This window comes from Rhizobium sp. ZK1 (genome assembly GCF_047782645.1).
GTDB lineage: Bacteria > Pseudomonadota > Alphaproteobacteria > Rhizobiales > Rhizobiaceae > Rhizobium.
Window position 1 is genome coordinate 1888595 of record NZ_CP180586.1, and the last position, 17446, is coordinate 1906040.

General features: G+C 61.6%; 18 protein-coding genes. 10 read left to right on the plus strand and 8 right to left on the minus strand.

Annotation, left to right across the window (positions count from 1 at the left end; genetic code table 11):
* Positions 1 to 19: 19 nt before the first annotated feature.
* Positions 20 to 1066, plus strand: a complete 1047-nt coding sequence (moaA, locus tag ACK9YZ_RS09695) for a GTP 3',8-cyclase MoaA (protein ID WP_416066414.1) — start codon at positions 20 to 22, stop codon at positions 1064 to 1066.
* A 297-nt stretch (positions 1067 to 1363) separates the two neighbouring features.
* Here the strand turns inward: moaA and ACK9YZ_RS09700 are convergent, their stop codons facing one another.
* Complete coding sequence (locus ACK9YZ_RS09700; RefSeq protein ID WP_216758388.1) at positions 1364 to 1570, minus strand: CsbD family protein; 207 nt, start codon at positions 1568 to 1570, stop codon at positions 1364 to 1366.
* A 117-nt stretch (positions 1571 to 1687) separates the two neighbouring features.
* Entirely contained in the window at positions 1688 to 4243 is a 2556-nt protein-coding gene (locus ACK9YZ_RS09705) for a methyl-accepting chemotaxis protein (protein WP_416066715.1), read from the minus strand.
* A gap of 311 nt (positions 4244 to 4554) precedes the next feature.
* On the opposite strand from ACK9YZ_RS09705, the gene ACK9YZ_RS09710 reads away from it, so the two are divergent.
* From ACK9YZ_RS09710 to mobB, 3 genes are read left to right on the plus strand one after another with little or no spacing between them, the layout of a single operon-like run.
* The gene (locus ACK9YZ_RS09710; protein WP_216758389.1) at positions 4555 to 5463 is read left to right on the plus strand and encodes a DMT family transporter; all 909 of its coding nucleotides are present in this window, start codon (positions 4555 to 4557) and stop codon (positions 5461 to 5463) included.
* Between the two features lie 37 nt (positions 5464 to 5500).
* Positions 5501 to 6130 (plus strand): molybdenum cofactor guanylyltransferase MobA, encoded by a 630-nt coding sequence (gene mobA, locus ACK9YZ_RS09715; RefSeq protein ID WP_416066415.1) that lies wholly within the window; start codon positions 5501 to 5503, stop codon positions 6128 to 6130.
* Positions 6131 to 6146: 16 nt separating this feature from the next.
* Complete coding sequence (gene mobB, locus ACK9YZ_RS09720; protein WP_416066416.1) at positions 6147 to 6671, plus strand: molybdopterin-guanine dinucleotide biosynthesis protein B; 525 nt, start codon at positions 6147 to 6149, stop codon at positions 6669 to 6671.
* Positions 6672 to 6759: 88 nt separating this feature from the next.
* On the opposite strand, the gene ACK9YZ_RS09725 is transcribed toward mobB, so the two are convergent.
* Positions 6760 to 8922 carry an OmpA family protein gene (locus ACK9YZ_RS09725; RefSeq protein WP_416066417.1) on the minus strand — a complete coding sequence of 721 codons (2163 nt, stop codon included), beginning with the start codon at positions 8920 to 8922 and terminating at the stop codon, positions 6760 to 6762.
* A 353-nt stretch (positions 8923 to 9275) separates the two neighbouring features.
* On the opposite strand from ACK9YZ_RS09725, the gene ACK9YZ_RS09730 reads away from it, so the two are divergent.
* The 6 genes from ACK9YZ_RS09730 (at position 9276) to ACK9YZ_RS09755 (ending at position 13842) form a co-directional block, all read left to right on the plus strand.
* Positions 9276 to 10049: a transporter substrate-binding domain-containing protein gene (locus tag ACK9YZ_RS09730; RefSeq protein WP_416066418.1), complete on the plus strand. Its 774-nt coding sequence runs from the start codon at positions 9276 to 9278 to the stop codon at positions 10047 to 10049.
* 113 nt (positions 10050 to 10162) lie between these two features.
* On the plus strand, positions 10163 to 10969 hold the full coding sequence (locus ACK9YZ_RS09735; RefSeq protein ID WP_216758394.1) for an ABC transporter permease: 807 nt from the start codon (positions 10163 to 10165) through the stop codon (positions 10967 to 10969).
* The gene (locus tag ACK9YZ_RS09740; RefSeq protein ID WP_416066419.1) at positions 10966 to 11796 is read left to right on the plus strand and encodes an ABC transporter permease; all 831 of its coding nucleotides are present in this window, start codon (positions 10966 to 10968) and stop codon (positions 11794 to 11796) included. The genes ACK9YZ_RS09735 and ACK9YZ_RS09740 overlap by 4 nt, the downstream gene beginning before the upstream one ends.
* A 162-nt stretch (positions 11797 to 11958) precedes the next feature.
* Positions 11959 to 12225: an usg protein gene (locus tag ACK9YZ_RS09745; RefSeq protein WP_183734805.1), complete on the plus strand. Its 267-nt coding sequence runs from the start codon at positions 11959 to 11961 to the stop codon at positions 12223 to 12225.
* 43 nt (positions 12226 to 12268) lie between these two features.
* Positions 12269 to 13090 carry a class I SAM-dependent DNA methyltransferase gene (locus ACK9YZ_RS09750; RefSeq protein WP_216758396.1) on the plus strand — a complete coding sequence of 274 codons (822 nt, stop codon included), beginning with the start codon at positions 12269 to 12271 and terminating at the stop codon, positions 13088 to 13090.
* 68 nt (positions 13091 to 13158) lie between these two features.
* Positions 13159 to 13842, plus strand: a complete 684-nt coding sequence (locus ACK9YZ_RS09755) for a glutathione S-transferase family protein (protein WP_416066420.1) — start codon at positions 13159 to 13161, stop codon at positions 13840 to 13842.
* 15 nt (positions 13843 to 13857) lie between these two features.
* On the opposite strand, the gene maiA is transcribed toward ACK9YZ_RS09755, so the two are convergent.
* From maiA to ssuC, 5 genes are all read right to left on the minus strand, one after another.
* Positions 13858 to 14508, minus strand: a complete 651-nt coding sequence (maiA, locus tag ACK9YZ_RS09760) for a maleylacetoacetate isomerase (protein ID WP_216758398.1) — start codon at positions 14506 to 14508, stop codon at positions 13858 to 13860.
* A gap of 155 nt (positions 14509 to 14663) precedes the next feature.
* Complete coding sequence (locus tag ACK9YZ_RS09765; RefSeq protein WP_216758399.1) at positions 14664 to 14948, minus strand: YciI family protein; 285 nt, start codon at positions 14946 to 14948, stop codon at positions 14664 to 14666.
* Between the two features lie 34 nt (positions 14949 to 14982).
* Positions 14983 to 15567, minus strand: coding sequence for a TetR/AcrR family transcriptional regulator (locus ACK9YZ_RS09770; RefSeq protein WP_416066421.1), 585 nt, complete (start codon positions 15565 to 15567; stop codon positions 14983 to 14985).
* Positions 15568 to 15663: 96 nt separating this feature from the next.
* Positions 15664 to 16485: an ATP-binding cassette domain-containing protein gene (locus tag ACK9YZ_RS09775; RefSeq protein ID WP_416066422.1), complete on the minus strand. Its 822-nt coding sequence runs from the start codon at positions 16483 to 16485 to the stop codon at positions 15664 to 15666.
* A gap of 68 nt (positions 16486 to 16553) precedes the next feature.
* On the minus strand, positions 16554 to 17420 hold the full coding sequence (gene ssuC, locus ACK9YZ_RS09780) for an aliphatic sulfonate ABC transporter permease SsuC (protein WP_416066423.1): 867 nt from the start codon (positions 17418 to 17420) through the stop codon (positions 16554 to 16556).
* Positions 17421 to 17446: the final 26 nt, after the last annotated feature.

Here is a 17446-nt window from a genome sequence, read left to right on the forward strand (position 1 = left end):
CGTGAGTACGGAGATTGACGTGAACACCAGAGTCGGAACGATAGGCAGTGCCGCGCCGCTTGTTGCTGATGCAGCCCCGATGATCGACCCCTTCGGGCGGGCGGTGACGTATCTGCGCGTCTCCGTCACCGATCGCTGCGACTTCCGCTGCACCTATTGCATGGCGGAAAACATGACCTTCCTGCCGAAGAAGGATCTGCTGACGCTGGAAGAGCTCGACCGGCTCTGTTCCGCCTTTATCGCCAAGGGCGTGCGCAAGATAAGGCTGACTGGCGGTGAGCCGCTGGTGCGCAAGAATATCATGTATCTGATGCGCCAACTCGGAAAGCAGATCGGCTCCGGCTTGGATGAGCTGACGATCACCACCAACGGCTCGCAGCTCGCCCGCCATGCGCAAGAGCTCTACGATTGCGGCGTGCGCCGCATCAACGTCTCGCTCGACACGCTCGATCCCGACAAGTTCCGCAGGATCACCCGCTGGGGCGATTTCGCCAAGGTGATGGAAGGCATTGATGCCGCCCAGAAGGCCGGCCTGAAGATCAAGCTCAATGCCGTGGCACTGAAGGATTTCAACGAGGCGGAAATGCCCGCCATGCTGCGTTTCGCGCATGGCCGCGGCATGGATCTCACCGTCATCGAAACCATGCCGATGGGCGAGATCGAAGAAGACCGCACCGACCAGTACCTGCCGCTCTCCAAGCTGCGCGCCGATCTCGAAGCGCAGTTCACCCTCACCGATATCGACTACCAGACCGGCGGGCCTGCCCGCTATGTCCGCGTTGCCGAAACCGGCGGCCGCCTCGGCTTCATCACGCCGCTCACCCATAATTTCTGCGAGAGCTGCAACCGCGTGCGCCTGACCTGCACCGGCACGCTCTATATGTGCCTCGGCCAGAACGACGCCGCCGACCTACGCGCCGCATTGCGCGCCACCGAAGACGACGGTCTGCTGCATGCGGCCATCGACGAGGCGATCACCCGCAAGCCCAAGGGCCACGATTTCATCATCGACCGCACCCATAACAGGCCCGCCGTTGCCAGGCACATGAGCGTTACGGGGGGGTGACAAGCCTCGCAGAGTTCGGCAGCACGGAGTCTCTTTAAGCGCCACCGCTTGCCTTCTCCGCGTCATTCCTGTGCTTGTCACAGGAATCCAGTGTGCCCAAGTCCTTGGTTATGGGAGACTATTTTTCATCGCCGCAATGAGTCGTTCACCGCGCCGACGCGCGGTGGCTGGATTCCTGTGACAAGCACAGGAATGACGGAGTAGAGGATGTTCCACGCAACGCTCCCAGCAAAAAAAGCCCCGCGAAAGCGGGGCCAAGTCTTTCTGAAGTGGAATTCTACCGATGTCTGAATGTTATCAGTGCCAGGTCTGGCCGTCGTACCAGGTGTCGACGTCGCGCCGGATACGGTCCTTTTCGTAGCCGTAGCGTTCCTGCAGCTTGCCTTCGAGCTGTTCACGACGACCGTTGATCTGGTCGAGGTCGTCGTCGGTGAGCTTGCCCCACTGTTCCTTGACCTTGCCCTTCATCTGCTTCCAGTTACCTTCAACACGGTTCCAGTCCATTCCAATATCTCCTCTGTTGGACGTGCTAGAAGAACGACCGGCCCGCTTAATTGTTCAAAAGAAAAACCCGCAATCCGAAAACCGCGGGCTTCTAAATCTCGTTCCTGAAACGTCAGCTTATGCCGCTCGACCGCTCCAGCGGCCCTGAGCAAGCCCATAGCCGCGCACCTCGCCTTCGTCGCCGGTGCGGAAGCGGTTGACCTTGTCCGAGAGCATGTCGACGCGCTGGCGCAGGCCCTGGATTTCGGCATTATTCTCTTCCACCATTGCGGCATTCTGCTGGGTGATGAGCTCGACGTCATGCACCGCCTTGCTGACTTCGTGAAGGCCGGTCGACTGTTCGCCGGTGGCCGCCGAAATCTCGGCGACGAGGCGCTGCACGCCGCCGACATGGGCGATGATTTCGGCGAGCGCCTGGCCGGTTTCCTCAACGAGCTCCACGCCGCTCTGCACCTGGCCGGAGCTTGCCGAGATCAGTTCCTTGATCTCGCGGGCAGCCTTGGCGCAGCGCTGCGCCAGTTCGCGCACTTCCTGCGCCACGACCGCAAAGCCGCGGCCCGCCTCGCCGGCACGCGCAGCTTCGACGCCGGCATTCAGGGCCAGAAGGTTGGTCTGGAAGGCGATCTCGTCGATCACGCCGATGATCGTCGCGATCTTCTCGGATGAGCGGTTGATCTCGCCCATCGCATGGACCGCCTTGGCGACGACCTCGCCGGAGCGGCTGGCGAAAACCTGCGTCTGATCTACGGATTGCGCCGTCTGTTTGGCGCGGTCGGCGGTGGAGCGCACGACGTCGCTCAGGTGCCGCAGCGCCCGCGAGCTTTCTTCAAGCGCCGCCGCCTGCTGTTCGGTACGGCGGGCGAGATCGTCCGCAGACGATGCAAGATTGCCCGTGCCGCCCTTGATCTCGACAGTGGCGCCGCGCACATCGGCCAGCGTCTGGCGCAGTGCCTCGACGGCGTGGTTGTAGGTATCGGCCATGTCGATGAAATCAGTCGCGAGATCGCGGCGCATGCCGACTTCCAGATTGCCTTCTGCGAGCTGCCGCAGCACGTCGGAGAGCGCGTTCAGCGCCTGTTTCTGTTCGGCTTCGATGCGGGCGCGTTCGCTGGCGCGGCGGCCGGCTTCCTCGGCAGAGAGTGCGCGTGCGCTTTCGGCTTCCTTCTCCAGGCGGACGTTTTCAACCGCCGCATCGCGGAAGACCGCGACCGAACGCACCATGTCGCCGATTTCGTCACCGCGGTTGCGGCCTTCGATCGCGACTTCGAGATCGCCATTGGCAAGCCGCGTCATGACGTCGGAAACGCGCTTCAGGGGGCCGCGCAGCGTCTCGACCAGCATCAACCCGCCGATGATGGCCAGCAGCGTCCCGAGTATCATCGCAAAGACGGAAACATTGGCCGAACGCTCGCTGTCTTCCTTGCCGAGTTCCTGCGCCTGGCTGACGAACTGGCGGAGCGAGGCCATGGCGCCGGAAAGGATTTCCGAAGACTTCTGGCGGGCAGCCTTCCAGTCCGCAGCCGCCTTCAGCATGTCGGCAGACCCTGACGTCAGCGAAGCGGCAGCCGGGGCGACTTTGTCTGAAAAGGCTTTCATCACGGCGTCGTCGGCGCCGAGCGCGGAGATCTTCTTCGCGGTTTCGGTCAGCGACTTGAGGTCGGCGAGAACCACGTCACGTGAAGCAGCATCACGGGCGCTCAGCATCTGGCTCACATGCACCTGCAACCGGTCGGCGCTGTCGCGCACCTGGTCGACCGAAGTCAAAAGCTCGCGCTGTTCGGCAATGCTCTTGTCGAGGCTGACGAAGCGGGCGGACGCTGTATCGCTGTTCTTGGCCGACTGCAACGTCATCTGGCCCTCGGTATTGACGAAGCCGGTCAAGAGCGGCGCCATGCCGGAGGCTTTCTCATCCGGCGTGCCGTTGCCCTTCAGGAGCGCATCGAGCTTGCCGGCTGTCTCCGCGACCTGCGCGATCAGCGGCTGTCCGTCCTTGGAGACCATCGCCTTGGCGACGTCGAGCTGTTTCAGGATCTCGGCAATATGCTGCTGGGCGGCCTCGATCTGTTCCTCGGGCGTAAAGCCCATCTGGATGTCGACCCGCATCGCGCCCATGATATCGGTCAGCGACTTGAAGGCGGCAGAATTGTAAAGCAGTGCCTTGGCGAAGACTTCCTTGTCGGTGAAATCCTTACGCACGAGATCGGTCTGGCCGCCGGCTTCGTCAGCCGCAGCCGAGATCGCCTGCACTGTCATGTTGATGGCGGCAACGCTTGCATCCTCGGTCTGACGCAGTCCCCACAGTGTCTGCTGCTGCTTGCGCATGGCGGCGGCAAGGCCGCTGACTTCGGTGAGCTGGCTGTGCTGGTCGTCGGTCTTCAACAAACCGTTCAGGCGCACGACACCGCTTTCCTGCGCATCGATCGCCTTGTCGAGATCGGCCTTGCTCGCATCCGACGGGTCGGAGACGAATTCCTGCAGCGCCGCCTGGAGGTTCTCGAAATCGGAAATGTTTTCGATCGTCGCGCGCGTCACCGTCATGTGACCGTTCAGGATATTGGCCGTGTGGTAGCCGAGGATGCCGACACCGGCGATCAGCACCACGAGCGGGATGACGAATAGCAGGACCTTGGTGACGATACGACGGCTTTGCAGAAGTCGGTCGATGAAGTGCATGGGGAGCGGCGCCTTGAAACTGATGGTACCGTCCACTCCGCAATCATTCCGGATGGTTCGGCGGCCTCCTCCATCATGGAGAGTGGCTGCATCTTTCGCTGAATCGGTTGATACAACCTTAATCGGCAGCCGAGAGATTTGGGAATTATCCTTATATTTCTTATATTTGCCGCAACTGCACAAGGATTCGCTTACCTAACGGCAGGTTGCGCTGCGCTGCAGCATCGAATTATTGCAGGTGTGGCATTCCTCCGATTCCCTTGCCGTACGTTCCCTTCTAAAAGGGCTTGTAAGGTAAGGGAATCTCCAGCATGCCGCGATCACGCAATACCGAAGGCGCCATCTACATGAGCATGGCGATGGCCGGCTTTTCCGCAAGCGACGCACTCTCCAAATCGGTCATTTCCTACATGAATGCCGGCGAGATCATGTTTCTTCGCGGCCTCTTCACCAGCATCCTCGTCTATCTGATCGCCTGGAAGTTCGGCGCACTGCGCCCCTGGCGCGTCATGGTCAAGCCCATTATCGCGCTGCGCATCGCCTGCGAGATCATCGCTGCCGTCACGTACATCACCGCGCTCGGCATGATGCCGATCGCCAATGCCTCTGCCATCCTCCAATCGCTGCCGCTGGTTGTCACCTTTGGCGCGGCGCTTTTCTTCCATGAGCCGGTCGGCTGGCGGCGCTGGATGGCAATCCTCGTCGGCCTCGCAGGCGTCATGATCATCATCCGCCCCGGCCCGGAAGGTTTTACCGCCGCCGCGCTGCTCTGCGTCGCCAGCGTGGCTTCAACGGCCGGCCGTGATCTCGCCACCCGCAGCATCAGCAAGGATATCCCGTCGCTGATGATCACGACGGTGACGGCGATCTCGGTTGCGATCTTCGGCGCGCTGATGATCCCCTTCCTCGGTGGCTGGGAGCCGGTCAGCGTCACCTCGCTGACGCATCTGCTGCTCGCCTCCGTGCTCGTGCTTGTCGGCTACCAGTCGGTCATCGTCGCCATGCGCACCGGCGAAATCTCTTTCGTCGCGCCCTTCCGCTATACGAGCCTGATCTTCTCCTCCCTGCTCGGCTTCTTCTTCTTCGCCGAAGTGCCCGATTTCTGGACGCTGGTGGGTGCCGCCATCGTGATCGCGTCGGGTCTCTATACGTTCTATCGTGAGGCCAAGCGCCACGTGCCGCCGGTTGCCCAGGAATCGGCACCCCGTTCACCGGTGTAAGAGTTCGCCCGTCTGAGAGAATGTCTGAGGTATCGCCATGACTGATTTCGTGCTCGACCAATCGACCATTCCGGGCGTTGTGCTGGCCGGTGGGCGCTCGTCACGGATGGGGCGCGACAAGGCGGGCGTGACGCTGGGCGGCCGCAGCCTGCTCGACCACATGTTGTCTCGCCTTTCGCCGCAGGTCACGCAGATCGCCATCAATGCCGATGACGCCACCGGCCACGACCTGCCGGTCGTCTCCGACCGTATAGCAGGCAAGGCGGGACCGATGGCCGGCATCCACGCGGCGATGGTCTATGGCGCCGGCCTGCCCGCCACCCACGTCGTCACCGTCTCGGTCGATTGCCCCTTCTTCCCTGCCGATCTCGTCAGCCGGCTTGCGAGCGTGGTCGACCATCCGGATCGCATCGCCATCGCTGCCTCGCAAGGCCGCAGCCATCCGGTCTTCGGCCTTTGGCCGACCGCACTGGCGGCCGATCTCGAAATGTGGGTGAAGACCGACGAGAAGCGCCGCGTCCGCGACTTCCTCTTGCGTCATGACGTTGCGGAAGTGCCCTTCCCGCTGCATCCGACCCGCGCCAGCGTTCTCGATCCCTTCTTTAACATCAACACATCAGATGATCTAATGGAGGCCGAACGCTGGCTGGAGGCCCTTCGCGCATGAGAAGGAAGATGGCAGGATGACACAGAAGATCTTCGGCATCGCCGGCTGGAAGAATTCCGGCAAGACCGGGCTTTCGGTGCGCCTCGTCGAGGAGTTTACGCGGCGCGGCTACCGCATTTCCACCGTCAAGCACGCCCACCACGATTTCGACATCGACAAGGTCGGCGCCGACAGCTACCGCCACCGCCAGGCCGGTGCCCATGAGGTGACGATCGTCTCGGGCACGCGCTACGCCATTATGCACGAGCTGCGCGGGGAGCCGGAACCAAGCTTCGAGGACATTTTGGCGCGGCTGGCGCCGTGTGATCTGGTGCTGATCGAAGGCTACAAGCGCGAGCCGATCCCGAAGATCGAGGCGCGGCGGCTGGAGGCCGCAAGGCGGGATCCGCTGGCGCCGGAGGATCCGCATATCGTGGCGATTGCGGCCGATCATGTGGTCGAGGATGCTCGGGGGCTTGCTGTGTTTGATTTGGATGACACCGTGGGTATTGCGGATTTTGTTGCGCAGACGGTTGGGCTTGGTGCTCCGGTTGGCGTTTGAGAGATCGGTGCGACCTGCCTCCCCACCTCACTACAAAACGAAAGGGCGAGGCCTCGCGACCCCGCCCTCCCTATTATGAGGTAATGAATTACCTCTGTGCCACCGGCCGCACCAGCGGCGTAACACGGCGAATGGTCACGCGCCGGTTCTCCTGATTCGGCCCCAAGGTATTCACCTTCAGATACCGCTCGCCATAGCCCTGCGTCGCAAGGTTCTCCGGCGGAATGCCGTAGACATCCGTCAGCACATTGGCGACCGATTCCGCGCGCTGGTCGGACAGGATCAGGTTGCTCTGGTCCGAACCCACCGCATCGGTATGGCCTTCGATCAGGAAGGTCTCGCTCTTGTTCTTGTCGAGCACTTCATTGATCGCATCGGCAACCTTGCGCAGCGTGCGGGCCTGGCTCATCGGGATTTCCGCGCTGCCCGTTGCGAACGTTACCGTGTCCAGGTCGATACGGCGTACCTTGTCGCGGATACGGGCGGAATATTTCACCTCGTTCAGCGAATAGACGCGCTCGACGGGTTCCACGGGCGGCTCGCTCAGGAACTCGTAATAGTCGCGGTCCGGGTCGGTGCTGGTGTCGATGATATAGTCGTTGAGCGGCACGCGCAGGCGCATCGGCGGCAGGTCGGCGCCCGGATCCTCGAAGTAGTCGCGATCCGGATCCTCATAGAGTTCGGGCGAATAGTAGAGCACTTCCTCCCGGCCGCGGGCATCGACACGCGAGCGCTGAATGATGTCGCCGTACCGGTTGCGGATCGTCACGATGCGATAGCCTTCGGGCCGCATGATCGTTTCGCGGTAGCGGTCGCCGGAAAGCTCCTCATAGCTCGGTCGTTCGCCGTCACGCAGGAAGCGGCGGTCGTCGTCGCTGCGAACAATGGTGCGGTCGCCGAACTGGATGATGACGCGGCTGTCGTCCGTGCGCTCGCCGTAACGCACGCCATCAGGCTGGGCGAACTGCGGACGGCGGTCGATGCGCCGGCCTTCTTCACGCGTGATGGCCTCGATCTGCACCGGCGCACGCTGTTGGGTGGCGCTCAGCGACTGAGCCTCGGCATCCGAGGTCGGCAGCTTGAAATCCTGGCTGTCGGCACGCTGGCGGTCCCGGTCGCGACGCCCCTGCCGGCCCTGGCTGCGGTCGGCATCCTTGTCGCTGTCGAGAACGGCGGCACCATTCTCAACCGGCAGGATGATGGTCTCGCTGCTCTTGGCCGGATCCTGGGCGATCTCCTTGCGGCGCTCCAGCTCCTGTGGCGTCACCTTTTCAGGCGCGGGGATCGCCTGTTCGGCCTGCTGCGGCGCTACGGCTGCCGGCTGTTCACCGGGCTGCGGCGCGATGGCAGTGGGCTGTTCAGGCTGCTGGTCGGGTGCGGGCTGGACAGCCTGCTGACCATTGGCGGGCTGTTCGCCAGCGGCAGGCTTTTCAGCCGGCGTTTCAGTTGCAGCGGGCTTTTCGGTTGTCGCAGGCTGTTCCGCCGTTGCGGGCTTCTCGGTCGGGAGGGGTGCCTCACCGGATGGTGCTGCCCGCTGCTCTGCCGGCTGTTTCGTGCTCTGCTCCGCGGGCTGATCTGTCGTTTCTGTCTTCTGGCGCTGCGGGCGCTGGCGCGGCTTTTCTGCGGGCTGATTCGCCTCGCTGGCGGCCGGGGCTTCGGCAGCCGGCTGCTGGGCGTCAGGCGCTGCCTGCTCGGCATTCTGCTTGCGGTCGCGCTGGCGCTTTGGCTGTTCTGCCGGCGGCTGCTCAGCTTGCGGCTCGGCCTGCTGTTCCGGCTGTGCCTGCTTCTGGCGACGCGGCTTCTGCGGTTCTTCGGCGGCAGGGGCCTGCTGCTCGGGTGCTGCCTGTTCGGGCTGGGCTTCGCGTTGGCGGCGTGGACGTGCGGGCTCCTCAGCCGCGGGTGCCTGGACTTGCGGCTCTGCCTGCGGTTCGGGCTCGCGCTGGCGCTTGGGCTTCTGTTCCTGTTCCGGAGCGCTTTCGGCGGGCGCTTCGCGCTTCTGCGGCTTTTCGGCGGGCGCCTCCTGTTGCTGCTCTTCTGACTGCTTCCGCTTCTTTTTCAGAAGCTCCTCTTCAGAAGATGCGTCCTGCGCTACCTCGTAGCTGCCCCCAACGACGGTATTGGCAACAGTGCCGGCAGCGCCATGCTCTACCCCACCGCTCACTGCGGCGTAAGCGCCCACCGGCGGCACCGCAAAGGCAAGGGAAAGCAGCGGAAAGGCCGCACTGGCAAACAGTCTGGATTTCATGCCCATCAGGGTTCCTCATCCTTGTTTTAATTTCGACCGAGGCTGACTGCTCGGCAATCACGGCTTTTTGTGAGTCGAGCAGAGCTCAAATCGCTAAAATGCCGATTTGTTCCGGAGGCTAGAAAGACAGGCATTAACCCTGCCTGAACGTAGCAGTCGGCCTCCGTTCATATCGGCTCGCATATCGGCCGGCCCGCCGGCCGATATGTCGACCGCACCGCACAATTGCGGCGGGATTCCTGTTGCAATTTTGTGAAAAAAGGTTTGATTATCGCCGCAAGACGGTGGTGGCACCGTCGGAGTGTGCGGCCGCCGGCGAACAACAAAAAGACCCGGCGCCACCAACAGAGAGGATCCTCATGCGCATTTCCACCAAGCTCCTTGCTGCAGCTTCGCTCGCAGCAATGTCCTTCTTCGCCGGATCGGCCCTCGCCGACGGTGAAAAATACGTGATCGGTACGGACTCGACCTACCCGCCGTTCGAATTTGTCGACGCCAGTGGCACCATTCAGGGCTTCGACATCGATATCGCCAAGGCACTCTGTGCCGAAATGAAGGCCGAATGCTCCTTCGTTTCCACCGACTGGGACGGCATCATCCCGGCTCTGAACGCCAAGAAGTTCGATATGATCGTCTCGTCCATGTCGATCACCCCCGAGCGCCTCAAGCTCGTCGACTTCTCCAACAAGTATTACAACACCCCGCCGGCAATCGCCGTGCCGAAGGATTCGACGATCACTGACGTCGCCGGCCTCAAGGGCAAGGTGATCGGCGCGCAGACCTCCACGACCCATGCCAACTATGCCGAAAAGCACCTCGCCGATACAGAGCTGAAGCTCTACCCGACGGCTGACGAATACAAGCTCGACGTCGCCGCCGGCCGTGTCGATGCGGTCATCGACGATGTCGTCGTTCTCTCCGAATGGGTCAAGTCCGACGCCGGCACCTGCTGCAAGATCCTGACGACCCTGCCGGTCGATAAGGAAATCAATGGCAACGGCGCGGGCATCGCCATCCGCAAGGGTGATCCGCTGAAGGAAAAGCTCAACACTGCGATCGCTGCGATCCGCGCCAGCGGCGAGTACAAGAAGATCCAGGACAAGTACTTCGATTTCGACGTTTACGGCGAATGATAAATTCGCTATCTGGCCGATAAAGGAAATGGCGGAAGGCTTGCTCTTCCGCCATTTTTGTTTGACAAAGGTGGCAAGATCAAAACGGCAAAAGCCGTGAGGGGACTTCTGGCATGGGCGGATTGTTTTCCGCGCTCGGCTCCTTCTGGAGCCTACTTGTGCACATTTTCGATCCGCTGTGCGGACCCGTCGGCCTCTTCACCTGGTTTGGTCAGTCGACGCTTCTTGCCTGTGGCGATGCCGGCTGGGGCGATGAGATCGCGCTCGGCCTGCAGGTCACCGTTTCCGTGGCCGTCGTCACTCTGCCGATCGGCCTGATCATCGGCTTCCTCGTGGCGCTCGGCCAGCAATCGGAAGAGAAGTCGCTTCGGCTTGCGGCCGGCGTCTACACGACGATCTTCCGCGGTCTGCCCGAGCTTCTGACGCTCTTCATCATCTATTACGGCATGCAGATCCTCATCCAGTATCTGCTGGATCTCGCCGGCTATGAGGGGCCGCCGGTCGAAATCAACGCCTTCTTCGCTGGCGTGATCGCGCTGTCGGTCGTCTTTTCCGCTTACTGTTCGGAAGTGTTGCTCTCGGCCTTCCGCGCCATTCCCAAGGGTCAATACGAGGCAGGAGATGCGCTTGGCCTGCATCGCGGCCGCACGCTGCGCCTCATCGTCCTGCCGCAGCTCATCCGCATTGCCCTGCCAGGCCTCACGAACCTCTGGATGGTGCTGCTGAAAGACACCTCCTACGTCTCCATCATCAGTCTTTCCGATATCCTGCGCCAGACGAACGTGGCCGTGCGTGTGACCAAGGAACCCTTCTTCTTCTATGGCATCGCCTGCGTTCTCTATCTGGTGCTCGCCATCCTCTCCTCCTTCCTGCTCGTATATATCGACCGCTGGGCCAAGCGTTCGGAGGTTCGCCGATGAGCTACGCCGAAACATTGATCCCGCCGCAGCCGGCACCGCGGGCGGTGGCAAAGCCGGTGACGGCTGCCCGCCTCGGCGGATACATCCTCGTCGCGTTCTGGGCGCTGCTCGCGGCGCTGCTGATCTTCACCGTCATCAATGGCTGGGATCCGGAGAAGTTCACGCGCTACGGGCCGCGCTACCTGCATGGCCTCTGGGTGACGCTGAGCATTGTTACGCTGTCCGTCTTCTTCGGCGCCATCCTGTCGCTGCCGCTCGCCATGGCCCGCCTGTCGAACAACCGGGTGCTGAACTGGCTGGCCTACGGCTATATCTATTTCTTCCGCGGGACGCCGCTGCTCGCCCAGCTCTTCCTCGTCTATTACGGCCTCGGCGCGTTCCGGCCGCAGCTGGAATCGGTCGGTCTCTGGTGGTTCTTCCGCGATGCCTGGTTTTGCGGCGTCTTCGCCATGACCATCAATACCGCGGCCTATCAGGCGGAGATCCTGCGCGGCGCCATCGAAAGCGTACCGTATGGCCAGCGAGAGGCCGCCGCCGCCCTCGGCATCCACAAGACTATCGCCTTCCGCAAGATCATCCTGCCGCAGGCCTTCATCGTGGCGCTGCGCCCGTATGGCAACGAGATCATCCTGCTGATCAAGGGCTCGGCGGTCGTCGCCATCATCACCGTGCTCGACCTGATGGGCGAGACGCGCTACGCCTTCTCGCGCACGTTCGATTACCAGACCTATCTGTGGGCGGCGATCTTCTACCTCGCCATCGTGGAGGCGCTGCGCCACCTCTGGAACTGGATCGAGCGCCGTCTGACGCGCCACCTGAAGCGATGAAGAAATTTGGCAGCACTCTCCTATTGCTGCTGCCAAGCCTTTGAAATCAAAAACAAATAGCTCTTTCGCACTGCATCTGTCAAGCTTCGGTTAACCACCGCATGATTTCATTTCATGTGGCGCTAACAAGCGCGGAGTGGGAACAAGAACAAGCGAGACAAAATGCACAAGGACATGGAAAAACAGCTTGAGGGCTATGGGCTGACGACGGCCCAGATCCTCTATCGCATGCCGGATCACCCGGCCTTTCTCCAGACCTATATCTGGCAGGACTACGACCTCGCCCCGGACTTTCCGGAAATGCGCGGTTTTCTGAAGTTCTGGCAGGAGAAGCTGGACGGACCGCTGCATTCGGTGCGCTATATCCACCGCAGGCTCATTTCGGCAACGGAGTGGCGCTCTCTTAAGGGCGAATTCATATTGCACTGAGATTGCAGTTGCGATGGTAAGCTGTGGGCTCTAAAACGCCCGCATGAACAAAAAGAAGATCGACGAAGAGGCTCTCGCGGAAGCCTATAACCGCGCTCTTGCGCTTGAAAAGGCCGGCGATATCGATGCGGCCGTGGACGCCTATCAGGAAGTCCTGGCAATCGATCCCGACGATCACGGCGGCGCGGCCGTCCGTATTGCCTCCATGGGTCGCGGCGAAACGCCGGTTCGCGCACCGGACGCCTATGTCGAAACCCTCTTCGATCAGCATGCCGAAGTCTTCGAGGACGTGCTGGTGGAACAGCTCGGCTATCACGTGCCGATGCTCGTGCGCCAGCGCCTGCAGGATCTGAAGCTCGGCCCCTTCAAGCGCATGCTCGATCTCGGCTGCGGCACGGGCCTCACCGGCACTGCGCTGAACGATCTCTGCGAGGAGATGATCGGCATCGACATTTCCGAAAACATGGTCGTCATCGCCGACGAGAAGGAAGTCTATGAGACGCTCTTCGTCGCCGAAGTCGAGGATTTCCTCGACGACAATGACGAGGACCCCTTCGACCTGATCACCGCCACCGACGTGCTGCCCTATCTCGGCGCGCTCGAACCGCTCTTCTTCGGCGCTGCCGAGAATATGAACACCGGCGGCATCTTCATCTTCTCTTCGGAAACCCTGCCCGACAGGCTGGCGGACGGCCGCCCCTATATGGTCGGCCCGCACCAGCGCTTCATCCACACCGAGACCTATATCCGCGAGCGCCTGGCCGCCACCGGCTTCGAGCTCATCGAGATCATGGAGATCAACGTGCGCATGCAGGAGGGACAGCCGAGCCCCGGCCATCTGGTGACGGCGCGTTATACGGGCTGAAGGCCACCTGGCATTTTGCGGGCGCTTTGCTAATTTCCTGACCTGATCTCTTCAGGAAAGGTCAACGCATGGCGCTCGTTCTCTACCAGCATCCGCTCGCTTCCTTCTGCCACAAGGTGCTGATCGCGCTCTACGAGAACGGGACGCCCTTCGAAAACCGCTTCGTCGATCTCGCCGACGAACAGTCGAGCGCTGACCTTCTGCGTTTCTGGCCGGTCGGCAAGATCCCCATCCTGCGGGATGAGACGCGCGACAGCACGATTCCCGAAACCAGCGTCATCATCGAATATCTGGACCGGCATTATCCCGGCCCTGTGTCCCTCGTGCCAGAGGAAACCAATGCCGGCCTGCAGGTGCGCCTCTGGGACCGCTTCTTCGATCTCTATGTGCAGGTGCCGATGCAGAAGATCGTCATCGACCGGATACGCCCGGAAGGCTCGGCCGATCCACACGGCGTCAATGAAGCGCGCGGCATGCTGCAGCTTGCCTATGACATGGTGGAAAAGCAGATCGACGGCAAAGCCTGGATCACCGGCGACGCCTTCACCATGGCCGACTGCGCCGCCGCACCCGCCCTCTTCTATGCGCGCACGCTCGTGCCCTTCACGGAGAAACGACCGGGGCTCGAAGCCTATTACCGCCGCCTGCTGGAGCGCCCCTCCTTCGCCCGCGCGCTGAAAGAGGCGCTACCCTATTTCAAGTTCTATCCCTATAAGGAAAACCTGCCGGACGAGTTTCGGCTGCAGGAATAGCAGGCGCCTGCCGTTCTAGTGAGGGTTCGAATAGCCGGCCTGCTGGGACGGATGGGCGTCCGCAAATTCCGGCATGTCGAAGCAGCGCTTTCCGAGAGTCGCCACGGCTGGAAAGGCAGAGAGGTCAATCTTGTTGAACTCTGCCAAGACGATCTGGCCGGCGATGCAGATATCGGCAATGCCAGGGGTCTCGCCCAGCGCGAAGGGTGTGGGCGGGCGCCGGGTGAGCAGGCGCTCGTAGGTCGCAAGTCCTTCCGTCGTCCAATGCCGGCACCATGCCTCGATCGCGGATGCATCGGCGCCGAATGCCTGGCCGAGATGTTTGCGCACACGCGGCACGATCAGTGGATGGGCATCGGCGACGGCAACCAGCGCCAGCGACCGGGCATAGGCTTTCTCTCTTGCTTCAACAGGCATCAGCCTTGGCTCGGGATGGATATCATCAAGATATTCCATGATCGCCAGCGACTGGAAGACCCGGTGACCGTCCTGAACCAGCGTCGGCACGACACGCTCGGCATTTACTTCCGCATAGGCAGCATCGAACTGATGCCCGGAGAGGATGTCGATCTCGATTTCCTCGAAAGGCAATTTTTTCAAGGCAAGCGCGACGCGGACGCGAAACGCCGCGTTGGAGCGCCAGAAGCCGTAGAGTTGAATGGTCATGGGAGTGATCCGCTTTCCATTGAATGCCAAGTCTCGCGACAACGCGAACCTGCCCTGTCTAGCAGATGATCTGCCCTCGCGTCTCACTTCGCGCCATTGCAGCGACGCAATGTCACTTTGCAGGCTTTCCAGTGCGCGACGAAATCTCCCGCGCGCTAAGCCTTCAGAAAGGACAGCCGCTCATCGACGCGGCCTGGCGAAATCTCCAGGATGTCGGCGCTGACGACGCCTTCAGCAACGAACGGATCGTCCTTCACCCGTATCTCCAGATCCTCACGCGCTATACCGTGAGCGAGAATGGCGCCACCGGCATTGGGCTGAAGGCTGCCGATCAACTGGAAAACGCCATCATCGAAACCGCGCTTGATCCAGGCATTGTGCCCTTCCATATGCTGCGGCGCCTTGCTCTTGTCGGCAAATTTCAGTGTGACGATAAACATTCGATATCCCTCAGTTCACTTGATGATGAAAAGATCAGGCGGCACGTGCGCCACCGGCAATTTCCGCGTCCAGCCACGCGCTCATGTCTTCCACCTCACGGCGGATAAAACCTTCATCGCGGAAGGCTGCGGCAAGTGAAGCAACACCCTGGCTTCGCATCAGCACATGCATGGAAAGCGCATCGGCATCCGCTCCCCTGCCAAGCGCTGCAAACTGGCGCCTCAGCCAATCGCGAAACAGCGTGAAAAGCTCGGCGGCATCGGCCTTGGCCACATGATCGAGCTTCGCAAGCTCATTGCAAAGCGTGCCCACGGGGCAGCCATAGGCCATGATCTTGGTGCGGTTCACGATGAGGATATTGAAGAAGCTGCGGATGCGGTCGACAGGCTCATCGTCTTCGGCTTCCCACGCGTCAAGCATGGCCCGCGTATTCGCCATCCTGAGCGCAATCACCGCATCAAGAATCTCGTCCTTGGTTTTGAAATGATAGTAGAAATTGCCCCGCGACAGGCCAACAGCACCGGCAATATGCGCAAATGAGGTCGCCTCGAATCCGCGCTCGTAAAAGAGCTGATCAGCAGCCTGCACGATCTGCCTGCGTGTACCCTCAGCGCTCATCAGTCATCCCCACCTCTAGGGCAATTGTCCTAAATCATCTCTAGGACAATTGACCTACGGAAATCAAGTGACTTTTGAGGAGGAACAGACGGTGGCTTAATGCCCGCCATCGCTGCCGAGGATAGCCGACAGCAGCCGTCCCTCGAGTTCGGCGAGCGCCGGATCGCCATGGCGGCGCGGGTGCGGATAGGGAATGGCGAGATCGAGCGCAATGCGGCCCTCTTCCAGCACGATCACCCGGTCGGCAAGATGCACGGCCTCGCTGACATCATGGGTGACGAGCACGGTGGTGCAGCCGAGTTCGCGCCAGACGCGGTTCAGCAATTGCTGCATGCTGATGCGCGTCAGAGCATCCAGCGCACCGAGCGGCTCGTCGAGCGCCAGAATGCCGGGCTTGCTGACGAGCGCGCGGGCAAGCGCCACGCGCTGGCGCTGGCCGCCGGAAAGGCGCGTCGGCCATTCACCCGCTTTTTCGGCAAGCTGCACTTCGTCAAGAACGGCTTTCGCTTCCTCGCGCGCGCGCTTCTTCTCGATCCCCTCGCCGAGACCGACGACGACATTGTCGATGACGCTGAGCCAGGGCAGAAGCCGCGGCTCCTGGAAAACGATGCGGGCATTCGGCTGTATCTCGACGCCGTCGGCACCCTCGAAGCGCAGTTCGCCTAATGTCGGTTCGTCGAGGCCCATCAGGATGCGCAGCAGCGTGCTCTTGCCGCAGCCGCTCTTGCCGATGACGGCGACGAACTGGCCGGCCGGAATATGCAGGTTGATGCCGCGCAGCACCCTGTTGGCACCAAAGCTCTTTTCGAGGCCGGAAAGCGTGATCGCCGCAGCACCGGCACCCGCCGCAACGGCCGGGCTCTCATCGAAATCCACTGCTTCCGAAGGATGGAAACGCTCATGCGTGATGACGGCCATGGCTTGTCTCTCTCTATTTTCGCGCAATTCCGAACGCAGAACCGCTGCACGCCTTTGCTTGAATTGCCCTATTTCGCATAAGCCGGGTTCCACTTGAGCGTCTGACGCTCCAGGGCGCGGGCGACGACATCGGCGAGCTTGCCGAGCACGGCATAGATGACGAGCGCCAGCACCACGACATCGGTCATCATGAATTCGCGGGCATTGTTGGCCATATGGCCGATGCCCGAGGAAGCGGCAATCGATTCCGAGACGATCAGCGTCAGCCACATGATGCCGAGCGCATAACGTAACCCGACGAAGATCGACGGCAGCGCGCCGGGGAAGATCACCTTGCGAAACAGCGTCCAGCCGCTCATGCCGTAGACCTTGCCCATCTCGATCAGGTCCCGGTCGACATTGCGCACGCCATGATAAGTGTTGAGATAGACGGGGAAGAGCACGCCGAGCGAGGTGAGAAACAGCTTCGATTCCTCGCCGATCCCGAACCAGAGGATGACGAGCGGGATCATCGCCAGATGCGGAATGGTGCGCAGCATCTGCAGCACCGTATCCGTCAACTGTTCCGAAAGCTTTGAGACGCCATTGGCGATGCCGAGCAGGAAGCCGATCGAGCCGCCGACGAGAAGGCCGGCAAAGGCGCGCCCGGCACTGACGAGAACATCTTCAGGCAATTGCCCCGAGATCGTCGTCGTCCAGAATGCGCTGGCGACATCGGCGGGCGACGGCATGATGCGCGAGGAAATCCAGCCGACTGAACAGCCGAGCTGCCATAGCGCGACGATCGCGAGCGGCACCAGATAGGGCAGCAGCCTGTCGCGGCCGGGCAGCGGCAGGCGGAAACCTGTCCTTGCCCCAGCTGATCTGGCCCCACCTGCCCTGGTCTTGCCGGCTTCAGCGCCAGCCCGCGCAAACGGCGTATCGAAAATCGACATGGATGATATCCTCGCGCTTCGGTTCA

Bases quoted from the DNA above. Each gene is read 5' to 3' on its own strand.
- ACK9YZ_RS09700 (WP_216758388.1), bottom strand. From the start codon at position 1,570: ATGGACTGGAACCGTGTTGAAGGTAACTGGAAGCAGATGAAGGGCAAG.
- ACK9YZ_RS09705 (WP_416066715.1), bottom strand. From the start codon at position 4,243: ATGCACTTCATCGACCGACTTCTGCAAAGCCGTCGTATCGTCACCAAG.
- ACK9YZ_RS09710 (WP_216758389.1), top strand. From the start codon at position 4,555: ATGCCGCGATCACGCAATACCGAAGGCGCCATCTACATGAGCATGGCG.
- mobA (WP_416066415.1), top strand. From the start codon at position 5,501: ATGACTGATTTCGTGCTCGACCAATCGACCATTCCGGGCGTTGTGCTG.
- mobB (WP_416066416.1), top strand. From the start codon at position 6,147: ATGACACAGAAGATCTTCGGCATCGCCGGCTGGAAGAATTCCGGCAAG.
- ACK9YZ_RS09725 (WP_416066417.1), bottom strand. From the start codon at position 8,922: ATGGGCATGAAATCCAGACTGTTTGCCAGTGCGGCCTTTCCGCTGCTT.
- ACK9YZ_RS09730 (WP_416066418.1), top strand. From the start codon at position 9,276: ATGCGCATTTCCACCAAGCTCCTTGCTGCAGCTTCGCTCGCAGCAATG.
- ACK9YZ_RS09735 (WP_216758394.1), top strand. From the start codon at position 10,163: ATGGGCGGATTGTTTTCCGCGCTCGGCTCCTTCTGGAGCCTACTTGTG.
- ACK9YZ_RS09740 (WP_416066419.1), top strand. From the start codon at position 10,966: ATGAGCTACGCCGAAACATTGATCCCGCCGCAGCCGGCACCGCGGGCG.
- ACK9YZ_RS09745 (WP_183734805.1), top strand. From the start codon at position 11,959: ATGCACAAGGACATGGAAAAACAGCTTGAGGGCTATGGGCTGACGACG.
- ACK9YZ_RS09750 (WP_216758396.1), top strand. From the start codon at position 12,269: ATGAACAAAAAGAAGATCGACGAAGAGGCTCTCGCGGAAGCCTATAAC.
- ACK9YZ_RS09755 (WP_416066420.1), top strand. From the start codon at position 13,159: ATGGCGCTCGTTCTCTACCAGCATCCGCTCGCTTCCTTCTGCCACAAG.
- maiA (WP_216758398.1), bottom strand. From the start codon at position 14,508: ATGACCATTCAACTCTACGGCTTCTGGCGCTCCAACGCGGCGTTTCGC.
- ACK9YZ_RS09765 (WP_216758399.1), bottom strand. From the start codon at position 14,948: ATGTTTATCGTCACACTGAAATTTGCCGACAAGAGCAAGGCGCCGCAG.
- ACK9YZ_RS09770 (WP_416066421.1), bottom strand. From the start codon at position 15,567: ATGAGCGCTGAGGGTACACGCAGGCAGATCGTGCAGGCTGCTGATCAG.
- ACK9YZ_RS09775 (WP_416066422.1), bottom strand. From the start codon at position 16,485: ATGGCCGTCATCACGCATGAGCGTTTCCATCCTTCGGAAGCAGTGGAT.
- ssuC (WP_416066423.1), bottom strand. From the start codon at position 17,420: ATGTCGATTTTCGATACGCCGTTTGCGCGGGCTGGCGCTGAAGCCGGC.